General features: G+C 37.1%; 17 protein-coding genes. 14 read left to right on the forward strand and 3 right to left on the reverse strand.

All coding sequences use genetic code 11. The annotated features are described in order from the left end of the window. Positions 1–14: 14 nt before the first annotated feature. From helD to typA, 3 genes are all read left to right on the forward strand, one after another. A complete protein-coding gene (gene helD, locus BW724_RS07030; protein WP_088074550.1) occupies positions 15–2,372 on the forward strand; it encodes an RNA polymerase recycling motor HelD in 2,358 nt (785 codons plus the stop codon). Positions 2,373–2,585: 213 nt separating this feature from the next. Beyond that, positions 2,586–3,455, forward strand: a complete 870-nt coding sequence (locus BW724_RS07035) for an N-acetylmuramoyl-L-alanine amidase (protein WP_088074551.1) — start codon at positions 2,586–2,588, stop codon at positions 3,453–3,455. A gap of 258 nt (positions 3,456–3,713) precedes the next feature. Further along, on the forward strand, positions 3,714–5,552 hold the full coding sequence (gene typA / locus BW724_RS07040; protein WP_088074552.1) for a translational GTPase TypA: 1,839 nt from the start codon (positions 3,714–3,716) through the stop codon (positions 5,550–5,552). A gap of 45 nt (positions 5,553–5,597) precedes the next feature. On the opposite strand, the gene BW724_RS07045 is transcribed toward typA, so the two are convergent. Continuing rightward, positions 5,598–5,840 carry a hypothetical protein gene (locus tag BW724_RS07045; RefSeq protein WP_088074553.1) on the reverse strand — a complete coding sequence of 81 codons (243 nt, stop codon included), beginning with the start codon at positions 5,838–5,840 and terminating at the stop codon, positions 5,598–5,600. 198 nt (positions 5,841–6,038) lie between these two features. Here BW724_RS07045 and BW724_RS07050 point away from each other — a divergent pair, with 198 nt between their 5' ends. The 7 genes from BW724_RS07050 to eutH all read left to right on the forward strand — a co-directional run bounded on the left by BW724_RS07050 (position 6,039) and on the right by eutH (position 12,947). Further along, positions 6,039–6,353, forward strand: coding sequence for a YbjQ family protein (locus tag BW724_RS07050; RefSeq protein ID WP_088074554.1), 315 nt, complete (start codon positions 6,039–6,041; stop codon positions 6,351–6,353). Between the two features lie 62 nt (positions 6,354–6,415). Next, complete coding sequence (locus BW724_RS07055) at positions 6,416–6,973, forward strand: hypothetical protein (RefSeq protein ID WP_088074555.1); 558 nt, start codon at positions 6,416–6,418, stop codon at positions 6,971–6,973. Between the two features lie 16 nt (positions 6,974–6,989). Next, positions 6,990–7,727, forward strand: coding sequence for a DNA/RNA nuclease SfsA (gene sfsA / locus BW724_RS07060; RefSeq protein ID WP_088074556.1), 738 nt, complete (start codon positions 6,990–6,992; stop codon positions 7,725–7,727). A 133-nt stretch (positions 7,728–7,860) separates the two neighbouring features. Beyond that, complete coding sequence (locus BW724_RS07065) at positions 7,861–8,703, forward strand: DMT family transporter (protein WP_088074557.1); 843 nt, start codon at positions 7,861–7,863, stop codon at positions 8,701–8,703. 218 nt (positions 8,704–8,921) lie between these two features. Then, positions 8,922–9,818 (forward strand): manganese catalase family protein, encoded by an 897-nt coding sequence (locus BW724_RS07070; RefSeq protein WP_088074558.1) that lies wholly within the window; start codon positions 8,922–8,924, stop codon positions 9,816–9,818. Positions 9,819–9,991: 173 nt separating this feature from the next. Continuing rightward, positions 9,992–11,827, forward strand: coding sequence for a PAS domain-containing protein (locus BW724_RS07075; protein ID WP_176371331.1), 1,836 nt, complete (start codon positions 9,992–9,994; stop codon positions 11,825–11,827). 40 nt (positions 11,828–11,867) lie between these two features. After that, positions 11,868–12,947, forward strand: coding sequence for an ethanolamine utilization protein EutH (gene eutH, locus BW724_RS07080; RefSeq protein ID WP_088074560.1), 1,080 nt, complete (start codon positions 11,868–11,870; stop codon positions 12,945–12,947). Between the two features lie 3 nt (positions 12,948–12,950). Here eutH and BW724_RS07085 read toward each other — a convergent pair whose 3' ends face one another. Then, positions 12,951–13,214 carry a hypothetical protein gene (locus tag BW724_RS07085; RefSeq protein ID WP_088074561.1) on the reverse strand — a complete coding sequence of 88 codons (264 nt, stop codon included), beginning with the start codon at positions 13,212–13,214 and terminating at the stop codon, positions 12,951–12,953. A gap of 211 nt (positions 13,215–13,425) precedes the next feature. Then, entirely contained in the window at positions 13,426–13,815 is a 390-nt protein-coding gene (locus BW724_RS07090; RefSeq protein ID WP_088074562.1) for a response regulator, read from the reverse strand. A gap of 548 nt (positions 13,816–14,363) precedes the next feature. Here BW724_RS07090 and BW724_RS07095 point away from each other — a divergent pair. The 4 genes from BW724_RS07095 (at position 14,364) to BW724_RS07110 (ending at position 19,128) form a co-directional block, all read left to right on the forward strand. After that, the gene (locus BW724_RS07095; RefSeq protein ID WP_088074563.1) at positions 14,364–15,488 is read left to right on the forward strand and encodes a BMP family lipoprotein; all 1,125 of its coding nucleotides are present in this window, start codon (positions 14,364–14,366) and stop codon (positions 15,486–15,488) included. A gap of 91 nt (positions 15,489–15,579) precedes the next feature. Next, complete coding sequence (locus tag BW724_RS07100) at positions 15,580–17,109, forward strand: ABC transporter ATP-binding protein (RefSeq protein ID WP_088074564.1); 1,530 nt, start codon at positions 15,580–15,582, stop codon at positions 17,107–17,109. Between the two features lie 5 nt (positions 17,110–17,114). After that, a complete protein-coding gene (locus tag BW724_RS07105) occupies positions 17,115–18,164 on the forward strand; it encodes an ABC transporter permease (RefSeq protein WP_417891417.1) in 1,050 nt (349 codons plus the stop codon). A gap of 1 nt (position 18,165) precedes the next feature. Then, complete coding sequence (locus tag BW724_RS07110; RefSeq protein ID WP_088074565.1) at positions 18,166–19,128, forward strand: ABC transporter permease; 963 nt, start codon at positions 18,166–18,168, stop codon at positions 19,126–19,128. Positions 19,129–19,274 lie beyond the last annotated feature (146 nt).

A 19,274-nucleotide genomic window follows, 5' to 3' on the forward strand; every position in this document is an offset into this window, starting at 1 on the left:
GGGAGGGTGAGGTTGTGTCACAGCATGCTGATCTTGATTGGAGACAAGAAAAACAACGAGTAGAAACAGTCGAACATTTAATCAACAAAAAAATAGAGGAAATCAAAGAAAACACAGGTGGATTGAAAGAAGGGGTCATAGAATTAAGAAAAAGCTTTTGGGAAGATGTGACTGTCAATTTAGATGATGCACATGAAATTGGTGAAACCTTCACGAGTATAAAACAACAAGCAGAATTGCTTTCAGAAAGGGAAAGGACACATAAACAGTTTTATAAAAAGCTGGTAAATCTTATTAAACTAAAGGATAATCCGTATTTTGGACGTGTAGATTTTAAGGAAAAGGGTGAAAGTGATCCCGAGGAAGTGTATATCGGTATTACTTCCCTAATGGATGAAAATGATGAGGATTTTCTGATTTATGATTGGCGTGCCCCTATATCAAGTCTGTACTATAATTTTTCCCCAGGTCCCGCTCACTATGAAGTTCCTGAAGAAAAGGTAGATGGGGAGATTAGCCTGAAGCGTCAATATATTATTAGGAATGGTCAGTTGAAAAGCATGTTTGATACTGGCGTAACCATTGGTGATGAGTTATTACAGGAGGTTCTTAGCAATAGCGCAAATACTCAAATGAAGAGTATTGTAGCTACAATACAAAAGGAGCAGAATCAGATTATTCGTAATGAGACGAGTAAGTACTTAATTGTCCAAGGGGCTGCAGGAAGTGGGAAAACATCTGCAGCGCTTCAACGGGTTGCATACTTACTCTATCGTTACCGAGGAAAAATTACGTCAGATAATATTATGCTCTTTTCACCTAACTATCTTTTTAATAGCTATGTGTCAACAGTACTGCCTGAATTAGGGGAAGAAAACATGAGGCAGTCCACTTTCTTCGAGTATATTCAGCAACGGGTGGGTAAGGCTTACGAGGTGGAGGATCCATTCACTCAAATGGAATTTGTCTATGGAGAGCTGGATAGATCAGATTATGATTTGAGACTTGAAGGGATCAGGTTAAAGTCGAGCAAACAGTTTAAGGATCTATTAGATAAGTATATTACTCATTTATCTCAAGCAAATATGAGCTTTAAAGATATAGTATTTCGGGATAAAACATTAGTTACCCGTGCTGAAATTGAGGAATACTTCTATTCTCTTGATAAAGCACTTCCTATTCCAAATCGAATTAATCTTGTGATGGAATGGTTGATTGTTACGATTAAAAAAGCAGAGCATCGAGAACGGAAGAAAGATTGGGTCCTTGAGGAAATTGAGTTATTACATAAAGAGGACTATTTAGAGGTTTATCGGGAGGTCCAAAGTAATATGAAAGGGGAGGATTCTTTCGATGATTTTGAAAAGGAACAGGAATTACTAAGGAAGAAATATGTGAAGACGAAATTTAACCCTGTTTATGGAATGGTAAAAAAGTTCCGTTTTATCAACATGAAGGATATGTATGAACAATTCATTCAGGAGGGTTTAGTTGAAGAAAGTAGCGATGTGAAACTAGCGTATAATTGGAAGGAAATTGTTGAATATACAACAGAGAATCTCCGTAGTGGTATTCTTCTATATGAGGATGCTACCCCATTTTTATATCTTACTGATAAGATTGAAGGGAGAAAGGGGAATTCTGGAATTCGACATCTCTTTATAGATGAAGGGCAGGATTATTCCATCTTCCAATTTAATTACTTAAAATATATTTTCCCAAATAGCAAAATGACAATTTTAGGGGACTTTAATCAGGGAATTTATGCACACTCCATTGACTCCCCATCATTCTTACCGACTGAAACCTTAGTCGAGGAGAATGAAACAAGTGAACAGATTATTCTGTCGAGAAGTTACCGGTCAACAAAGGAGATAGTGGAGTTTACAAGTGGATTAATTCCTGGAGGAGATAAAATTGAGCCATTCAACAGACCTGGGAAGAAGCCAACATTAACCTTAATAGGTGAGGGAGATAAGGTACAGCATCATCAGGCTATTTTGAAGAGAGTAAAGGAATTACGCTCTCAATTTGATTCGGTTGCAATTATTTGTAAAACTGGGGATCAAAGTGAAAAAGTATATGAAGAGTTGAGAGATGACTTGGAAGGTTTACGTCTCATCAAAAAGGATACCACCTCCTTTGAAAAAGGAACGCTAGTTTTACCAAGTTATCTAGCAAAAGGAATTGAGTTTGATGCAGTGGTTGTGTACGATGCTTCAGGAAATGATTATGGTAGGGAAATGGAAAGGAAGTTATTTTACACTGTCTGTACACGGGCGATGCATGAGCTACATTTATTTTCAAATGGGGAGAAATCACCATTTATTAATGATGCCACAATGGGAACTTACGAGACGAATACTGTATAAAGGATGTTCACAAAAAATTGCGGGACCAGGTCCCGCAATTTTTTGTGTCTTTCATTAGACAACCATACCTTTCAATAAGTAAAGGAGATACATATTATAAATTGCATAATACTCTATAATTTGCTCTACAAAATTCCTGCTGTCTGTGGGGTGATTTATATTAAATGAAAAAAAGTACCGCATCTTAATCAAATTCGAGGAGGAGATGTGTTAATGGAATTTCAAAATCTAGCTAATCTTGAGGATGTAAAAGATCAATTGACGACCCATCCAAATAGGACTTACAGTTCTCATCGCATAGAGGAAATTTCATATATAACTATTCATCATAGTGCAACACCGAGTGGCAATGCAGAGTCGTTTGCGAACTATCATGTAAATAATAATAACTGGCCTGGAATTGGGTATCATTTTGTCATTCTGAGGAATGGTGATGTCCAATGGACAAACCGATTAGAAGTAACAAGTTTTCATACAGGTGGGCATAATACTGGAAATATTGGTATTTGTCTTGTAGGTGATGGTGAGTTTACGGATATTCAGATTGACCGTGTAGTTGAATTAGTTGCAGCATTAAGGGAAGATTTGTATGTTCCAGTTCGAAGAGTTCTTGGACATAATGAACATCCAGAACAATCAACTGCTTGTCCGAGCTTGGATATGGATATGCTTAGGGGGCGTATTGATTCAATAGATGGTAGGGAGGAAGAACCAGGAGGAAATGGGGGAGAAGATATGAATTTACCAACCCAAACATTAAGACGTGGAGACCGTGGAGAACAAGTTAGACGATTACAAGAGTCTTTAATGGAGGCAGGCCAATCTTTACCAAGATATGGTGCCGATGGGATTTTTGGAAGTGAAACTGAGAATGGCGTATTGGAGTTTCAGAGAAAACATGGCTTAGCAGTGGACGGTATTGCTGGACCAGAAACATTACAGAAACTTCGTGAAGTATTAACTAAGGCGTCAGATGTTATCCATCGAGTCCAGGTTGGCGCATTCACTGATCGTGATAACGCAGAAGAACTTGCCAGAGAACTTCGTGAGCAAGGCTATGACGTTTACATTAGAACAAGTTAAACTTTGTTAATTGAAGGAATAAATGATATTACGAAGCAGTGTGTATGGTAGGAGCGTTCTTTTAGATTCGCCCTATCTTAGAAAATCTTTTTTTAAGGCCTTTTTTTTCATAGTAAAAAATGAGGCTTTTCTCTTTTTATACATTAACTTCCCATTTATAGAGAAAAATAAATTTCATAGGGTACGTTACATTTGATTAATTTGTGATATAATAGTACAGTTGCAAAAAAAGACCGTGTAAGGAGAGAAAATTATAGAATGAAAATTCGTGAAGATATAAGGAATATCGCAATCATCGCACACGTTGACCATGGTAAAACGACTTTAGTTGATAAGTTGCTGCATCAATCTGGAACATTTCGTTCCAACGAGCAGGTTGAGGAACGTGCAATGGATTCAAATGCTATTGAAAAAGAACGCGGAATTACAATCTTAGCAAAAAATACTGCAATAAACTATGATGATAAGCGTATTAATATTATGGATACACCAGGACACGCAGATTTTGGTGGAGAAGTAGAGCGAATCATGAAGATGGTAGACGGTGTACTTCTTGTTGTAGATGCTTATGAAGGCTGTATGCCCCAGACAAGATTCGTGTTAAAAAAAGCGTTAGAACAGAAACTAACTCCAATTGTTGTTGTAAATAAAATTGACCGTGACTTTGCCCGTCCAGTAGAAGTAGTGGATGAGGTTGTTGATTTATTTATTGATTTAGGTGCTGATGAAGATCAATTGGATTTCCCTGTCGTATATGCATCTGCTATTAATGGAACTGCAAGTACGGATCCTGAAAAACAAGATGATGATATGAAAGCATTATTTGATATGATCATTGAGTCCATTCCAGCCCCTGTAGATAATAGTGATGAACCACTTCAATTCCAGGTTGCACTTCTTGACTACAATGATTATGTAGGAAGAATTGGTGTTGGTAGGGTATTTCGTGGAAAGATTAAAGTGGGTGATTCAATTGCACTCATGAAATTGGACGGTAGCGTCAAACAATACCGTGTAACTAAGCTTTTCGGCTTTTTAGGCCTAAAACGAATTGAGATTGAAGAAGCGAAAGCTGGTGACCTAGTAGCTGTTTCTGGAATGGAAGAGATTAATGTTGGTGAGACTGTTTGTCCAGTGGACCATCAAGATCCACTGCCAATTTTACGAATTGATGAGCCAACACTACAAATGACATTTTTAGTTAATAACAGTCCTTTTGCAGGGCGTGAAGGAAAATATTTAACGAGTCGTAAGATTGAAGAGCGTCTTCGTGCTCAGTTAGAAACAGATGTAAGTCTAAGAGTTGAAAATACAGAATCCCCAGATGTATGGATCGTATCTGGACGTGGTGAACTTCACTTGTCTATCTTGATTGAAAACATGAGACGAGAAGGTTATGAACTTCAAGTTTCTAAACCAGAAGTTATTGTTCGTGAAATAGATGGTGTACGATGTGAACCAGTTGAACGTGTCCAAATAGATGTTCCTGAAGAATACACTGGTGCAGTCATGGAGTCCCTTGGTGCACGTAAAGGTGACATGCAAAATATGACTAATAACGGTAGTGGCCAAGTTCGTCTTGAATTCATGGTACCAGCCCGCGGATTAATCGGTTACTCAACTGAATTTTTAACACAGACAAGGGGTTATGGGATTATTAACCATACTTTTGATAGTTATCAACCAATGGTAGAAGGACAAGTTGGAGGAAGACGTCAAGGGGTTATGGTTTCTATGGAAAATGGAAAAGTTTCTCAGTACGGAATTATGCAAGTAGAAGACAGGGGAACTATTTTTGTTGAACCAGGTACTGATATTTACGGTGGTATGATTGTTGGTGAGCACACACGTGAAAATGATATTACAGTAAATATTACGAAGATGAAACAAATGACGAATATGAGATCGGCTAACAAAGATCAAACAGTGACGATGAAAAAACCACGTATTATGAGCTTAGAAGAAGCGTTAGAATATTTAAATGATGACGAGTTTTGTGAAGTTACACCTGAATCTATCCGCTTGCGGAAAAAGATTCTTGATAAAAATGAAAGAGAGCGTATTGCAAAGAAAAAGAAATACGCGAACCAAGTATAATAAAATAAAAAACAAGCACCGGTTCTACCGAGTGCTTGTTTTTTATTAATTCGATTCATTGCTTGCTTCGTTAGTACCTGTACGCCTTTCACGGAAGTAACTAACCGTCTGATAAATAGAGAATAATAAAAGACAAGACATGAGGGATCCAGCCATATACCCAGCATTTGAAAATGCAGGCCTAAACCATTCTGTATTTGCGCCCACAAGTATACCGATGATGATAGAAATAATGAAAATACTGTAAACAATATATGTTTCTTTTGAGAGGTTTTTGAAGTAATTCATAACATCCCCCTTCCTCTAGGCATTTAAGTACTTTTATTATACTTTTTTTATTGTAACCATGCAATTGAACTTATAATTATAGTATTTTTATGAAAACTAAGTATATTGGTTGCTCTCGTTTTGAAACTAATTTGACTTTCTAACCGTAAATAAAATGGAGTAAATAAAATCTATTATAATGAGAGAGGGCGATTTTTAATGATCATGGTAAATACAGAAACAATCCCTGGTGTTGAGATTGAAAAGGCCTTAGGAATTGTATCAGGAAACACAGTACAGGCAAAACATGTTGGGAAAGACATTGTTGGCGGTTTAAGAAACCTTGTTGGGGGTAAAATGACTGAGTATGAGGAAATGTTCCGAGAGTCAAGGGATATTGCTGAAAAGGAAATGGTAGAAGAGGCAAAGAAGCTAGGTGCTGATGCAATTGTTAATATTCGATACTCTTCATCTTCAATTATGCAAGGTTCATCTGAAGTATTAGTATATGGTACAGCAGTGAAGATTAAGTAGATCATAGCCTTCTAAGCGTCCTTTGCCTTTGGCCTTCCACTCAAATCGAGAGGTGCTTGTATATGAGACAGTTTCTGTATAGCTTTATTGTAATCATAATAATGATGGTTGGTTGTAGTTCGGAAGAGGAACACCTATATTCTTCAGAGGGAAGGGATCCAATCATATCAGAAACAGAAGCTGGAGATTTTATTATAAGATTACAGTCTTCTAAAGGGATTTATAAGGAAGACGAGTCTGTAAAAATTGTTGCGAAGTTAAAGTATGTAGGTGAAGAAGATAGCATAACGATTTTTTATGGAGAATCGCCTTTTTTATATGATATAACTGAAACAGAACTTGGTATTCATGCAACTAATATACATCAAAGGCTAGAAAATCCTACAAACGAGCAATTGTTAGATAGGGGAGAGTGGCTTGAGAAAGAGTTTAATAAAACCTTTTTAAGTGCGAGCGATGAAGAGTATCTAGAGTCATTTGAATGGTTTTTAGATGGGGAAGGATTTCCAGCTGGCAATTATGAAATAGAATTACGTACTGATTTTTTAACATTGAACGTCGATGATGATGAGTTTCAACAACATAACTATTCTACGAATATCATGTTAAAAAGTGAATAAAAAGGCGGCTAGTTTTATGAAGAAAGATCATAAGAAGGAGAGATTTATTAGCTTTCCTCCGAATTTACTTCCTGCTATTTTTGTTGAGCGACCAAACCGTTTTATTGTAAAATGCAGACTAGAAAAAACAGGAGAAATGGTGGAGGCACATTTAGCTGACTCAGGACGGCTACTGGAATTACTAATACCAGGAAAGCTAATATATTTGAGGAAGGTAGAGGACCCAAAGAGGAAAACGAAATACTCTTCTGTCATTGTGGAGCGTGAAGACGGAAATGGGTGGGTCTCCCTAAATGCGCAGCTTCCAAATAAGTTAGCTGTCATGGCAGTTCAAGGGAAGCTAATTGATAGTTTGAAGGAATGGGAGTACGTCCGTTCAGAATATACGAAAGGGCACTCGCGTTGGGATCTACTCTTGGCTCATAAAGATGGGCGGAACATGTTAGTAGAGGTCAAAGGCGCTACGTTAGTAAAAGAAGGTCTAGGTACCTTTCCTGATGCTGTTACAGCAAGGGGGACAAAGCATGTCCTTGAGCTTGCACAGATACAAAAAGAAGATGGTTGGGAAACTGCAATTCTCTTCATTGCCCAACGTAATGATATCATGTCATTAAAGCCGGCTTATCATATTGATCCAGCTTTTGGTGAAGCAATGCAGAAAGCAGAAAAAGCTGGGGTAAAATTATTAGGATGCCGAGCTGACGTAACTTTAGAAGGAATTGAAGTAACAGATGAAATTGAGGTTGGCACATAAGGACCTGGTCCCCGAATTAACGTTCGGGGACCAGGTCCTTGACATTTTTGTGTCCATATAATAAAGGGAAAAAACATAGTTATGTAGAAGAATGGTCGAAAGGAACATAATTTTGAAAGTAGGATGAGAGAGTATGAGGCGGGAATTGGGCTATGTACATATTGCAGTCTTGTTATTTGGGTTATCAGGATTATTTGCTAAGTGGTTAACTATCTCGGCTTACGTCATTGTTTTAGGACGAGTTTTTTTTGCTGCAATTTTTTTATGGTTAGTTTTAATTATCATAAGTAAGCCTGTGTTACTACCAAATTATAAAAATTATCTCCCTTTCATTTTTATTGGGGGGGTATTGGCAATACATTGGGGGAGTTTTTTTCATTCTATCCAAATATCTACTGTAGCCATAGGACTTGTTACCTTCGCTACATTCCCTGTTTTTGCAAGTCTTCTAGAACCAATTATTTTTAATGAGAAATATGATAAAAGGACTTTTGTGTTAGCAACAATGACAGTAGTCGGTGTCATTTTTATCGTTCCAGTAGATCTTTCTAGCGAAGTAACACAAGGGGTAATATGGGGTCTTGTCTCCGCAGTAACCTTTACTATACTTTCAATACTCAATCGCAAGTATGTACGCAATTATTCAAGTATTACTGTCGGGTTTTACCAAAACTTATTTGCATTTTTCTGGCTAATTCCTTTCACCCTTTTCATACCATTCACCATAACTAGCTCAGATTTTTCATTATTATTATTGCTAGGCGTATTATTTACAGGTGTTGCCCATGTCGTTTATATCCAAGGTTTGTCAAAGGTGAATGTAAGATCTGCCAGTATCATTGCTTCTTTAGAGCCAGTTTATGGTATTTTAGCTGCTATTATTCTGTTAAGGGAAATGCCTATATGGAATGAATGGGTGGGAATGGGAGTTATCCTGTTTTCAGCCATGTACATCTCTTTAAAAAAACAAACTTAAACGAAAGTGATTGGACTGTAACGAACACTAACACAAGATTAGTATTTCACTTTAGCCTAAAGATAAATCTTCCTGTTTTAAGACAAACGTTCTGAATCATATGAATAAAAAGGAATGCCTTCTTCTGATATAGCATGTTTTTCACATTGGTATTAGGAATGTGCACTTTGAAACTCGGGAAGAAGAGTACTCTATCATATGAAACGGAGGGGCGCAGATTGTTTACTAGGATTGATAAGCTTCAAATCGAGTTGCCAAAACCAAAGAGTCCAGATGCCAATGCAGCTGCAGCGGTTCAAGAATTATTAGGTGGAAAATATGGCGAAATGTCCACATTAAATAATTATATGTTTCAGTCTTTTAACTTTAGAAATAAGAAAAAGCATAAACCTTTCTATGATCTTATTGCAAGTATCACAGCAGAAGAATTTGGTCATGTGGAACTAGTATCGAATACGATTAATTTAATGCTTGAAGGAACGACTTTCCCAGGTGATCCCGACATTGCTCCAATGCAAAATGCAAAGGATAAAAGAAATTCTCACCATTTTATTGCGTCAGCACAAACGGCCTTACCTGCTGATTCCATGGGAAATCCGTGGACTGGGGACAATGTTTTTACTAGTGGTAATTTAGTATTGGATCTATTGCATAATTTTTTCCTTGAGTGTGGAGCAAGAACACATAAAATGAGAGTGTATGAGATGACAGACAACCCTGTTGCAAGAGAAATGATAGGTTACCTGTTAGTTCGAGGTGGGGTTCATGTTGTGGCTTACGCAAAAGCTCTGGAAGTAATGACAGGTGCAGATGTGACAAAAATGCTACCGATTCCAGACTTAGATAATAAGCGTTTTGAAACTGCACGGAAGTTTGAAGCAGAGGGAAAACATAGAAAGCTATATACATTCAGTGCAAGAGATTACCAGGATGTAAATAAGATTTGGAAAGGAGAGCATCCAACTGAAGGAGGAGAACTTGAAGTAATCCAAGGTACACCTCAAGGTGGTCCAATCCCAGATTTAGAGGAGATACCTGAGGAGTTTGCCCCTGGAGTATCCTATGAAGATTTTCAGGAAATAGGAAAGAAACTACAGCGGAAAGCTGGTCTATAACGATAAAGCGACATAATATAACACCGGTAGACATAATTATCGGTGTTTCTCTTTACTTTTAAAAATAATATCGATAAATTATGATGGGAAAAATGTGCAGAAAGCACGAATTGTTTATCATTTTTTGTTAGTATTATATTAATTGGGTTAATTGTATAAGGATGAGGTGTATAATGGTGACGAATAAGGCTGAGATGTCATGGATGAAGAATGCGGATTCCATTGTAAATAATCAACAAGAACAACAAGATAACTTTGAATTAATGTCTCAAACTTTTGATTTTATTAGCGATGCAATCCTAATCGTTGATAAGGCCTGGAAACTCATATATACAAACGAAGCAGCAGCTAAACTATTAAGAAGTTCGAAGAGGGATCTACTGGGAGTCCATTTGTGGGACAAGTTTTCGGACAATGTTCGTACGACATTTTTTGATTCCTATCAAAAGTCTCTTTTAGAAGACAAGCCTGTGGAATTTAATGAGTATTATACTCCTTTAAAGATGTGGCTTCACTTTAAAGTTATTCCATCTAAAGGTAGGGTGACCATTCTACTAAATAAACTAAATGATAACCTCACGATGGAAGTAACTGAGGAAGTATACCGAACCATGTTTCGGGACTACCCAGATGCTGTCTGCTCTACTGATTTAAGAGGTTATTTCTTAACGGTTAATAAGTCGTTTAAAGAAATGTTTAGTGTAGATGATGAAAATATTAAAGGGAAACATTTCTTAGATTATTTAGTAGGAAATCGGAATGGCAGAATAAAAGATATATTTGAAACAGCAATTAATGGTAATCCACAAACTGTGGAAATTAACTTATCTAATGAAGTTGGAAGACCTTTTGTAGTCATGCTAAGTCTTATCCCAATTATCGTAAACTCTGAAATCATTGGTGCTTATGCCATTTTTAAGAACATAACGAAGTATTATTTAAATGTCGATGAAATAAGGCGATTATATGATATGAACCAATCTATCATGGAAGCAGTAGAGGACGGTATTCTTGGACTTGATAAAGACTTTAATGTTGTTATGTGGAATGAAGCGGCAGAAAAAATCACTGGTTATGACCGTGAAGAACTAACACCAGAAACAATACATAAATTATTACATCATATCCAACCATCTATTGATCATTTTTTCAATAAAGATTTTAATAGTTTAAATTTATTCGAGGAAATTGTAATAGAGAAGTCAGGGATTACCTTTTATAAAAAGGACGGAACACCGTTTATTACAGAATTTACTGTGACACCCATGATTTCAGGTGAAACCGTTATCGGCAGCGTACTAACTTTTAGGGATATTACTCAGAAGAAGAAGTCAGAAGAATTGATTCATCAGTCAGAAAAATTGTCAGCTGTAGGGCAATTGGCAGCTGGAATCGCTCATGAGATTCGGAATCCTCTAACTTCCTTAAAAGGTTTTTTACAGCTAATTGAATTTAATCAAGGGGGTAAACAGGAGTATTATGACATCATGAAGTCAGAGTTCAGTAGAATTGAACAGATATTAAATGAACTCTTAATTTTATCTAAACCGCAAAAAATGGATAAGGTACCAACCTCTATTGTGAACCTTATGGATCATACAGTTACTTTGTTACAAACACAAGCGATTATTAAAAATATCCAAATTAAAAAGGATATTCAAGCGGAAGATGCAATGGTAGAGTGCGCAGAGCATCAAATAAAACAAGTTTTTGTAAACCTCATTAAGAATGCCATTGAAGCGACAGATGATGGTGGTGAAATTAATGTTCTCATCCGTGCAATAAATCAGGAAGTAACTGTTGAAGTGGTTGATACTGGTTGTGGAATACCTAAAGAAAAGTTAAAGAGAATTGGTGAACCATTCTTTACTACGAAAAATAAAGGTACTGGCCTTGGGCTTATGGTGACTTTCCAGATAATTGAAGAGCACGGTGGAACAGTAGAAGTAGATAGTATTGAGGGAGAAGGGACGACCTTTAAAATTAAATTGCCTCTTTACGAAAGCTAAAACAATGGTTGCACTCTAAAAAGGTGGTTAAACGTACTTCATGTGGATGAATGAACTCATAATTTGGATTTTGGTCTTATTTATGTGTATTGGCGGAATAGATCGTATCCTAGGAAACCGTTACGGATATGGAAAAGCTTTTGAGGAAGGTTTCTTGGCAATGGGGCCCATAGCGTTAGCGATGGTTGGCATTATTTCCATCTCTCCAATTCTAGCTGAGGTCATGCGCCCTATCATTACGCCATTGTTTCTAGCGATAGGTGCAGATCCAGCTATTTTTCCAGGTATGATATTGGCCATTGATATGGGAGGTTACCCCCTCGCAATGGAACTGGCTGAAACTGAAATGGCTGGGATGTTTTCTGGTATTATTTTGGCCACGTTACTCGGTCCAACCTTTGTTTTTACCATTCCAGTGGCCCTTGGTATCTTAAAAAAAGAGGATCACCCAATTTTTGCGAAAGGTATTTTGATTGGTCTCATTCCTATACCAGTTGGGGCTTTGGTAGGTGGAGCTGTGGCAGGCATACCTGTTTTATTTCTAATCCATCAGCTAATGCCAGTTATCCTATTTTCACTTGGAATTGCAGCAGGCCTTTTATGGAAACAACAATTGATGATAAGAGGCTTTTTTGTGTTTGGAAAAATCGTTACAGTGGTCATTACTATTGGATTAGTTCTAGCTATTGTTGAAGCCTTAACTGGATCAGTGATCGTTCCGGGGCTTTTACCGCTGTCCGAGGGGGTACAAATCGTTGGGATTATAGCTATTACCCTAGCTGGTGCATTCCCTTTAGTCCATTTCTTGAAGACGGCTTTAAAGCCAGTCTTGATACCTTTAAAAAAAAAAGTGAATACGTCTGAGATGACATTTATAGGACTTGTATCTAGCCTTGCCCACAGTATTCCAATGTTTAAATACTTACATCAAATGGACGATAAAGGGAAGCTAATGAATGTGGCATTTGCAGTTAGTGGCGCATTTGTCTTAGGAGGACATTTAGGCTTCACAGCTTCTGTAGAGGCAGACTATATCTTTCCGATGATGATAGGAAAAATCATTGCAGGCTCTTTATCAGTTTTGATTGCATACATTTATTATTCAAAAACTACTGACTAAACATCAGTTTGATTCACCCATCTTAAGATGACGTAAATCCATTTTTTCATGATCATGTTCATTTGAATTCTCAACTATAGGATCTCCTTCTACATTTGCTTCTTGTGGAGGAGATTCTATTTGTTTTTCATTCAATTTATCGAGTTTCTTGAAATGCTTATTCATTGCTTTTTCATGTCGATAGCTTCCGTAATAATACATTTTAACTAAATGCCAATTGTGCCAAAATTCATGCCATTTTCTGTACAATTTATCTTTTTTAGACATATCTTTCCCTCCAGTTTTTGCGACCGATGACCAAGACGCTTACGCTTTTCTAATATTTCATTTATATTATCCCTCTTTGATTCGTATTCAATAAAAGTATTAATTTCCTTAAATATTTCACGAAAAGTAAGTTGAAAAACGTGAATACCAACAAGTTTTCATTTAAAGAGTATAAAAAAAGTACTGTTCCATTATTGGAATCAGTACTTTTTTATACTCTAGAAGGATAATCGGCTCCATTTAATAACTTTTTAATAATCTCCTTTAAAATACTCTCTTCAATTGGTTTTTGAATAAAACCATAAGCACCAAGATGAATGGAGTTCTTTAAGTGTGCCTGTCCGCTCGTGGATGATGCCATGATAATTTTTATTTCTGGGTATGCTTGATGGATTTCCTTTAGGGCAGCAATTCCATCTTTCTTAGGCATAATAATATCCATAAAAACAAGGTTTGGTCGGACGGCATGACATATATCCACTGCTTCAACACCATCTTTAGCTTCCGATATATCTGTAATACCAATCTTTTTTAAACAATCAACCATTTGATTCCTTACAGTTTCTGAATCGTCACAAACCAAAATTGATAATTTGTCCATTATTTAGCCTCCCAGATATCAGCTTTCTGATTGACCACAAGTTTCATTTATTTCTAAATTTTTTTACTCTTAACCCTATTCTACCATATGCACATTCGTATCTAAGTGTCATATTTCATTTGTCATCTTTTTTTAATAATGTCGGTATGTCGTGTTTCTTAGAGTATCGTGTGAATTGAATCGATGAGTTGTGTCGAAAAAAAGAGAATTCAAGCGAAATGGGGAGTGTCGAAAAAAAGAATGAGAATCTTAAACTTATCTATTTATTCCTCTATCATTTAGTGGTATTATAAATGCGATTCAAGAAACCGAAATATGGGTAGATAGTAAAATATATGATGATTGTTTGGTTTGAGTTGTCAGACATCTTACTTATAAAAAATTACCCAAAAAGAAAAAAGGTTGTATGAAAGGTGATAATTTATATTACCTTTAGCCATAATAAAGGCACAGAAGTCATGTACCGGTAACGTGAACAAGGGCATTATTCTTGTTCTTTTTGGTGAGTACGATGACAAAAAAACGAGATCTTAAGGGGGATCAGTAAGATGAAAAAAGGTTTATTAATGTTTCTTTTTAGTATCTTTGCATTAGGTACAATTTTAGCAGCATGTGGACAAGCAGATGACAATGAGGTAGAAACACCAGCAGACACTGGTGATACTGGTGAAGAAGTGGAAGACGGCGAAGGTACTGCAGAAGACACTGGTGATTTTGTAGCTAAAATGGTAACGGACGAAGGCGGTGTGGATGATTTATCATTCAACCAGTCAGCATGGGAAGGTTTAAAACAATTCGGAGAAGATTTTGGTGTAGAGGTTGATTATCAACAATCTAGTGATGCATCAGACTATGCTCCAAACTTAAATCGTTTAGCACGTGACCCTGAAACGTCTATTGCTTTTGCAATTGGCTTCTTAATGGAAGATGATATTCGTTCTGTGGCACAACAACATACAGATAAACAATTTGCGATCGTAGATACTGTTGTAACAGATGATGATGACAATACAATCCCTAATATTGCTAACATTACTTTTGCTGAGCATCAAGGTTCTTTCTTAGTGGGAGTTGTCGCTGGATTACAAACTGAAACTGACCACGTTGGATTCATTGGTGGTGTAGAAAGTGGTTTAATTAAGAAATTTGAAAATGGATTTAAAGCTGGGGTTAAAGCAGTAAATCCTGATGCAACTGTGTCAGTTCAATATGCACAATCTTTTAACGATGCTGCAACAGGTCAGAGCATTGCAAATACTTTCTATTCAAATGGAGCAGATATCATTTATCATGCTTCAGGTGGTACTGGTAATGGTGTTTTCTCTGAAGCCATTAACAGAGCAAGAAATGGAGAAAACGTTTGGGTTATTGGTGTAGATAGGGACCAACATGAAGAAGGAGAATGGGCAGACGGTAACGTAACCCTTACTTCTATGGTAAAACGTGTTGACCAAGCTGTTTATCAAGTGTCTCAAATGACAATGGAAGGTAACTTCCCTGGTGGAGAAATCCTTGAGTTTGAACTTGCTGATCATGGTGTTGGGATTGCTGAATCAACGGAAAATGTATCAGAAGAAATATTAAGTGCCGTTGATGAGTGGACACAACGTATTTTAGATGGTGAGTTTGAAGTACCACAAACGGATGAAGAATTTGAGGAGTTTGAAATTTAAATAAAGATTTAACAAAGGCTAGTGCTCCACTAGCCTTTGTTTATAGAATTAGACACAAGGCTTTTATGCTTTACTGTCAGGAGTGATGATATTGGATTATGTGATAGAGATGAATAATATTCGAAAAGAGTTTCCTGGCATTGTTGCAAATGACAATATTACTTTGCAAGTCAAACAAGGGGAAATTCATGCTCTTTTAGGGGAAAATGGTGCTGGGAAATCTACATTAATGAACGTACTTTTTGGTCTTTACCAACCTGAAAAGGGTGAGATTAAGGTGCGTGGTGAAAAAGTGGAAATCACTGATCCTAATGTGGCAAATGACCTTGGTATTGGGATGGTTCACCAGCATTTTATGTTAATTGATAAATTTACAGTAACTGAAAACATAATTTTAGGTAATGAACCCACTAAATTTGGTAACATCGATTTGAGAAAAGCAGAAAAGGACGTTGCAGAGATTTCAGAAATGTATGGACTACAAGTTGATCCGAGAGCAAAAATTGAAGATATTTCTGTAGGAATGCAACAAAGGGTTGAAATACTGAAAACGCTTTATCGTGGTGCTGAAATTCTTATTTTTGATGAACCAACTGCTGTATTGACCCCTCAAGAAATAAATGAATTAATGGAAATTATGAAAAAGCTTATTAATGAAGGAAAATCCATCATTTTAATTACACATAAATTAAAAGAGATTTTAGCTGTTTGTGATCAATGTACAGTCATTCGCAGAGGAAAAGGAATCGGTACTGTAAATGTAAAAGAAACGAATCAAAATGAATTAGCAGCCATGATGGTTGGTCGTGAAATTAGTTTTGCAGTGGAGAAAACAGTGGCGAAGCCAAAAGATCCTGTCCTTAAAATAGAAAATTTAGTCGTGAGAGACGCACGAGACGTGAAGGCTGTAAATGACTTAAATCTTGAAATAAGGGCTGGAGAAATTCTAGGGATTGCTGGTGTTGATGGAAATGGGCAGACAGAACTTATTGAATCTATAGTTGGTCTTCAAAAATCCGAAAGTGGCAAAATCACCATTGATGGAAAAGACATTACGAATCTTTCACCTCGAAAGGTAACGGAGTCAGGGTTAGGACATATCCCTCAAGACCGTCATAAGCATGGACTAGTGTTAGATTTTTCTGTAGGAGAAAATATTTTACTACAAACGTATTATCGTCAACCGTATTCTAAAAATGGTGTTTTGTTTTACCCAAAGATGTACGAGAAAGCAAAAGAGTTAATTGAAGAATATGATGTTCGCACTCCTAGTGAACGAACGTTAGCAAGGGCTTTATCAGGAGGGAATCAGCAAAAAGCTATTATTGCAAGAGAGGTAGATAGATCACCTAACTTATTAATAGCCGCTCAGCCTACCCGTGGTCTTGATGTAGGTGCAATTGAATTTATACACAAAAAGCTCGTGGAAGAGCGGGATAAAGGTCGAGCTGTCCTATTAATTTCCTTCGAATTAGATGAAATACGAAATGTTAGTGACCGTATAGCAGTAATCTATGAAGGGAAGATAGTGGCCATTGTTGATCCGAAAGATACAACTGAGCAGGAGCTTGGCTTATTGATGGCTGGCGGAAAGCAAGAGAAAGCAGGTGAATCCAATTGAAACTAATTAAAGATACAGCTGTTAAATTGGCAATTCCCCTGATAGCAATATTCTTCGGCTTCTTTGCAGGAGCAATTATCATGCTTGCAAGTGGTAACAATCCTATTGCAGGCTATGCTGCCCTTATAGATGGTGTAATCGGTGACGCGTATGTATTCGGTGAGACACTTCGTATGATGACGCCACTTATTTTTTCAGGTATAGCAGTGGCCTTTGCCTTTCGAACGGGTCTATTAAATATAGGGGTAGAGGGACAGTTAATCGTTGGTTGGCTTGCATCTGTAGTGGTTGGTATCGTATTTGACCTTCCGATGGTTATACACCTTCCATTGGCTATCTTAGCAGGTGCTATAGCTGGTGGAATATGGGGATTTCTTCCTGGGATTTTAAAGGCGAGATTCCAAGTTCACGAGGTTATTGTCACGATTATGTTAAATTACGTTGCACTTCATGTAAGCAACCATGTAATACGTAATTATATGCTAGCATCAGGGCAACGTACTGATTTTATCTCTCCAACTGCATCGTTAACATCAGATTTTTTAGCTGGATTAACTGATTTTTCAAGAATGCACTGGGGATTTTTCCTGGCTATAGCTGCATGTGTCATTATGTGGTTTATCCTTTGGAAAACAACGAAAGGATATGAATTACGGGCTGCTGGGTTTAATCCAAATGCCTCATCATATGCAGGTATGAATGTAAAAACAAATATCGTACTATCTATGGTTATCTCTGGCGCATTTGCAGGTATCGGTGGGGCAATGGAAGGTCTAGGAACATATGGCTTTATTCAAATTCTATCAAGCTTTACAAACTTAGGATTCGACGGAATAGCTGTGGCTTTACTCGGTGGAAGTACATCTATTGGGATCTTTCTTGCAGCATTTTTATTCGGTGGTTTAAAAATTGGAGCTGCAAATATGCAAGCAGGTGCAAATGTCGCACCAGAGCTTGTTGAAATCGTAATAGCCCTGATCATTTTCTTTGTGGCATCTAGTTACTTAATTCGTTTAATTTTAAACCGTCTCCAAAGTAAGAAGGAGGGGAAATAAAATGGATATTATCTCAATATTAAATTTAATTATCCCAACTGCAATTTTTGCAGCAACTCCTTTAATATTTACTGCTTTGGGCGGCCTGTTTAGTGAACGTGCAGGGGTTGTTAACATTGGTCTTGAAGGTCTCATGGTAATGGGAGCTTTTAGTGGGATTGTATTTACACTACTGTTTGAAAGTCTAGGATTTGGAGCCGCATCTCCTTGGGTCGCATTAGTAATGGCAATGCTTATAGGTGCAATTTTTTCTCTTTTCCACGCGGTTGCTTCTATAACTTTTCGCGCTGATCAAATCGTCAGTGGTGTTGCCTTAAACTTTCTAGCTGTTGGACTTACAGTCTTTTTAACGAGAGAAATTTTCGGAAGAGGTCAAACAGATTATATTAGTGAAAGAATTTTCCGTGAGAATATCCTATTTCTAAGTGATATACCAGTGGTAGGTAACTGGTTTTTCAGCAATATTTACCCTACCTCGATCGTTTCGTTAGTTTTTGTATTGGTCGTTTGGTACGTTGTATTTAAAACGCCTTTCGGACTCCGACTTCGTTCTGTTGGAGAACACCCAATGGCAGCCGATACAATGGGAATCAAAGTGAATAGAATGAAGTATATTGCTGTTATGTTAAGTGGGGCTCTAGGTGGAATTGGTGGAGCTGTCTATGCAATAACTACCTCTGCAAACTTTAGTGGTGGCACAATTGCAGGGCAAGGATTTATGGCATTAGCTGCATTAATTTTTGGTAAATGGAATCCACTTGGTGTATTAGGAGCAGCATTGTTCTTTGGCTTTGCGCAATCACTGAGTCTTTCTGCTCAGCAGATTCCTGCATTAGCAAATGTCCCTCAAGTATATTTGCTCATTGCACCATACGTCCTGACGATTCTAGCTCTTGCTGGTTTTGTTGGAAAAGCAGAAGGTCCTAAAGCGATTGGTAAGGCTTACGAGAAGGGTAGCCGATAAAATAATTAAAAAATATATGTATTAGAAGACCACTTTGCAAAGCGAAGTGGTCCTTCTTCTTCGTAGATTATTATTAAGTGAAAGAGATATGTGAAAAAATCTAGTAAATAATATATTTTTGCAAAGGTAAAGCTATCCTTATAAGC

The organism is Litchfieldia alkalitelluris, from assembly GCF_002153425.1.
GTDB lineage: Bacteria > Bacillota > Bacilli > Bacillales > Salisediminibacteriaceae > Evansella > Evansella alkalicola.

Excerpts from the sequence above, each read along its gene's own strand:
- eutH (WP_088074560.1), top strand. The coding sequence starts at position 11,868 with ATGTGGATGAATGAACTCATAATTTGGATTTTGGTCTTATTTATGTGT.
- BW724_RS07075 (WP_176371331.1), top strand. The coding sequence starts at position 9,992 with ATGGTGACGAATAAGGCTGAGATGTCATGGATGAAGAATGCGGATTCC.
- typA (WP_088074552.1), top strand. The coding sequence starts at position 3,714 with ATGAAAATTCGTGAAGATATAAGGAATATCGCAATCATCGCACACGTT.
- BW724_RS07065 (WP_088074557.1), top strand. The coding sequence starts at position 7,861 with ATGAGGCGGGAATTGGGCTATGTACATATTGCAGTCTTGTTATTTGGG.
- sfsA (WP_088074556.1), top strand. The coding sequence starts at position 6,990 with ATGAAGAAAGATCATAAGAAGGAGAGATTTATTAGCTTTCCTCCGAAT.
- BW724_RS07085 (WP_088074561.1), bottom strand. The coding sequence starts at position 13,214 with ATGTCTAAAAAAGATAAATTGTACAGAAAATGGCATGAATTTTGGCAC.
- BW724_RS07095 (WP_088074563.1), top strand. The coding sequence starts at position 14,364 with ATGAAAAAAGGTTTATTAATGTTTCTTTTTAGTATCTTTGCATTAGGT.
- BW724_RS07045 (WP_088074553.1), bottom strand. The coding sequence starts at position 5,840 with ATGAATTACTTCAAAAACCTCTCAAAAGAAACATATATTGTTTACAGT.
- BW724_RS07110 (WP_088074565.1), top strand. The coding sequence starts at position 18,166 with ATGGATATTATCTCAATATTAAATTTAATTATCCCAACTGCAATTTTT.
- BW724_RS07035 (WP_088074551.1), top strand. The coding sequence starts at position 2,586 with ATGGAATTTCAAAATCTAGCTAATCTTGAGGATGTAAAAGATCAATTG.
- BW724_RS07050 (WP_088074554.1), top strand. The coding sequence starts at position 6,039 with ATGATCATGGTAAATACAGAAACAATCCCTGGTGTTGAGATTGAAAAG.
- BW724_RS07090 (WP_088074562.1), bottom strand. The coding sequence starts at position 13,815 with ATGGACAAATTATCAATTTTGGTTTGTGACGATTCAGAAACTGTAAGG.
- BW724_RS07055 (WP_088074555.1), top strand. The coding sequence starts at position 6,416 with ATGAGACAGTTTCTGTATAGCTTTATTGTAATCATAATAATGATGGTT.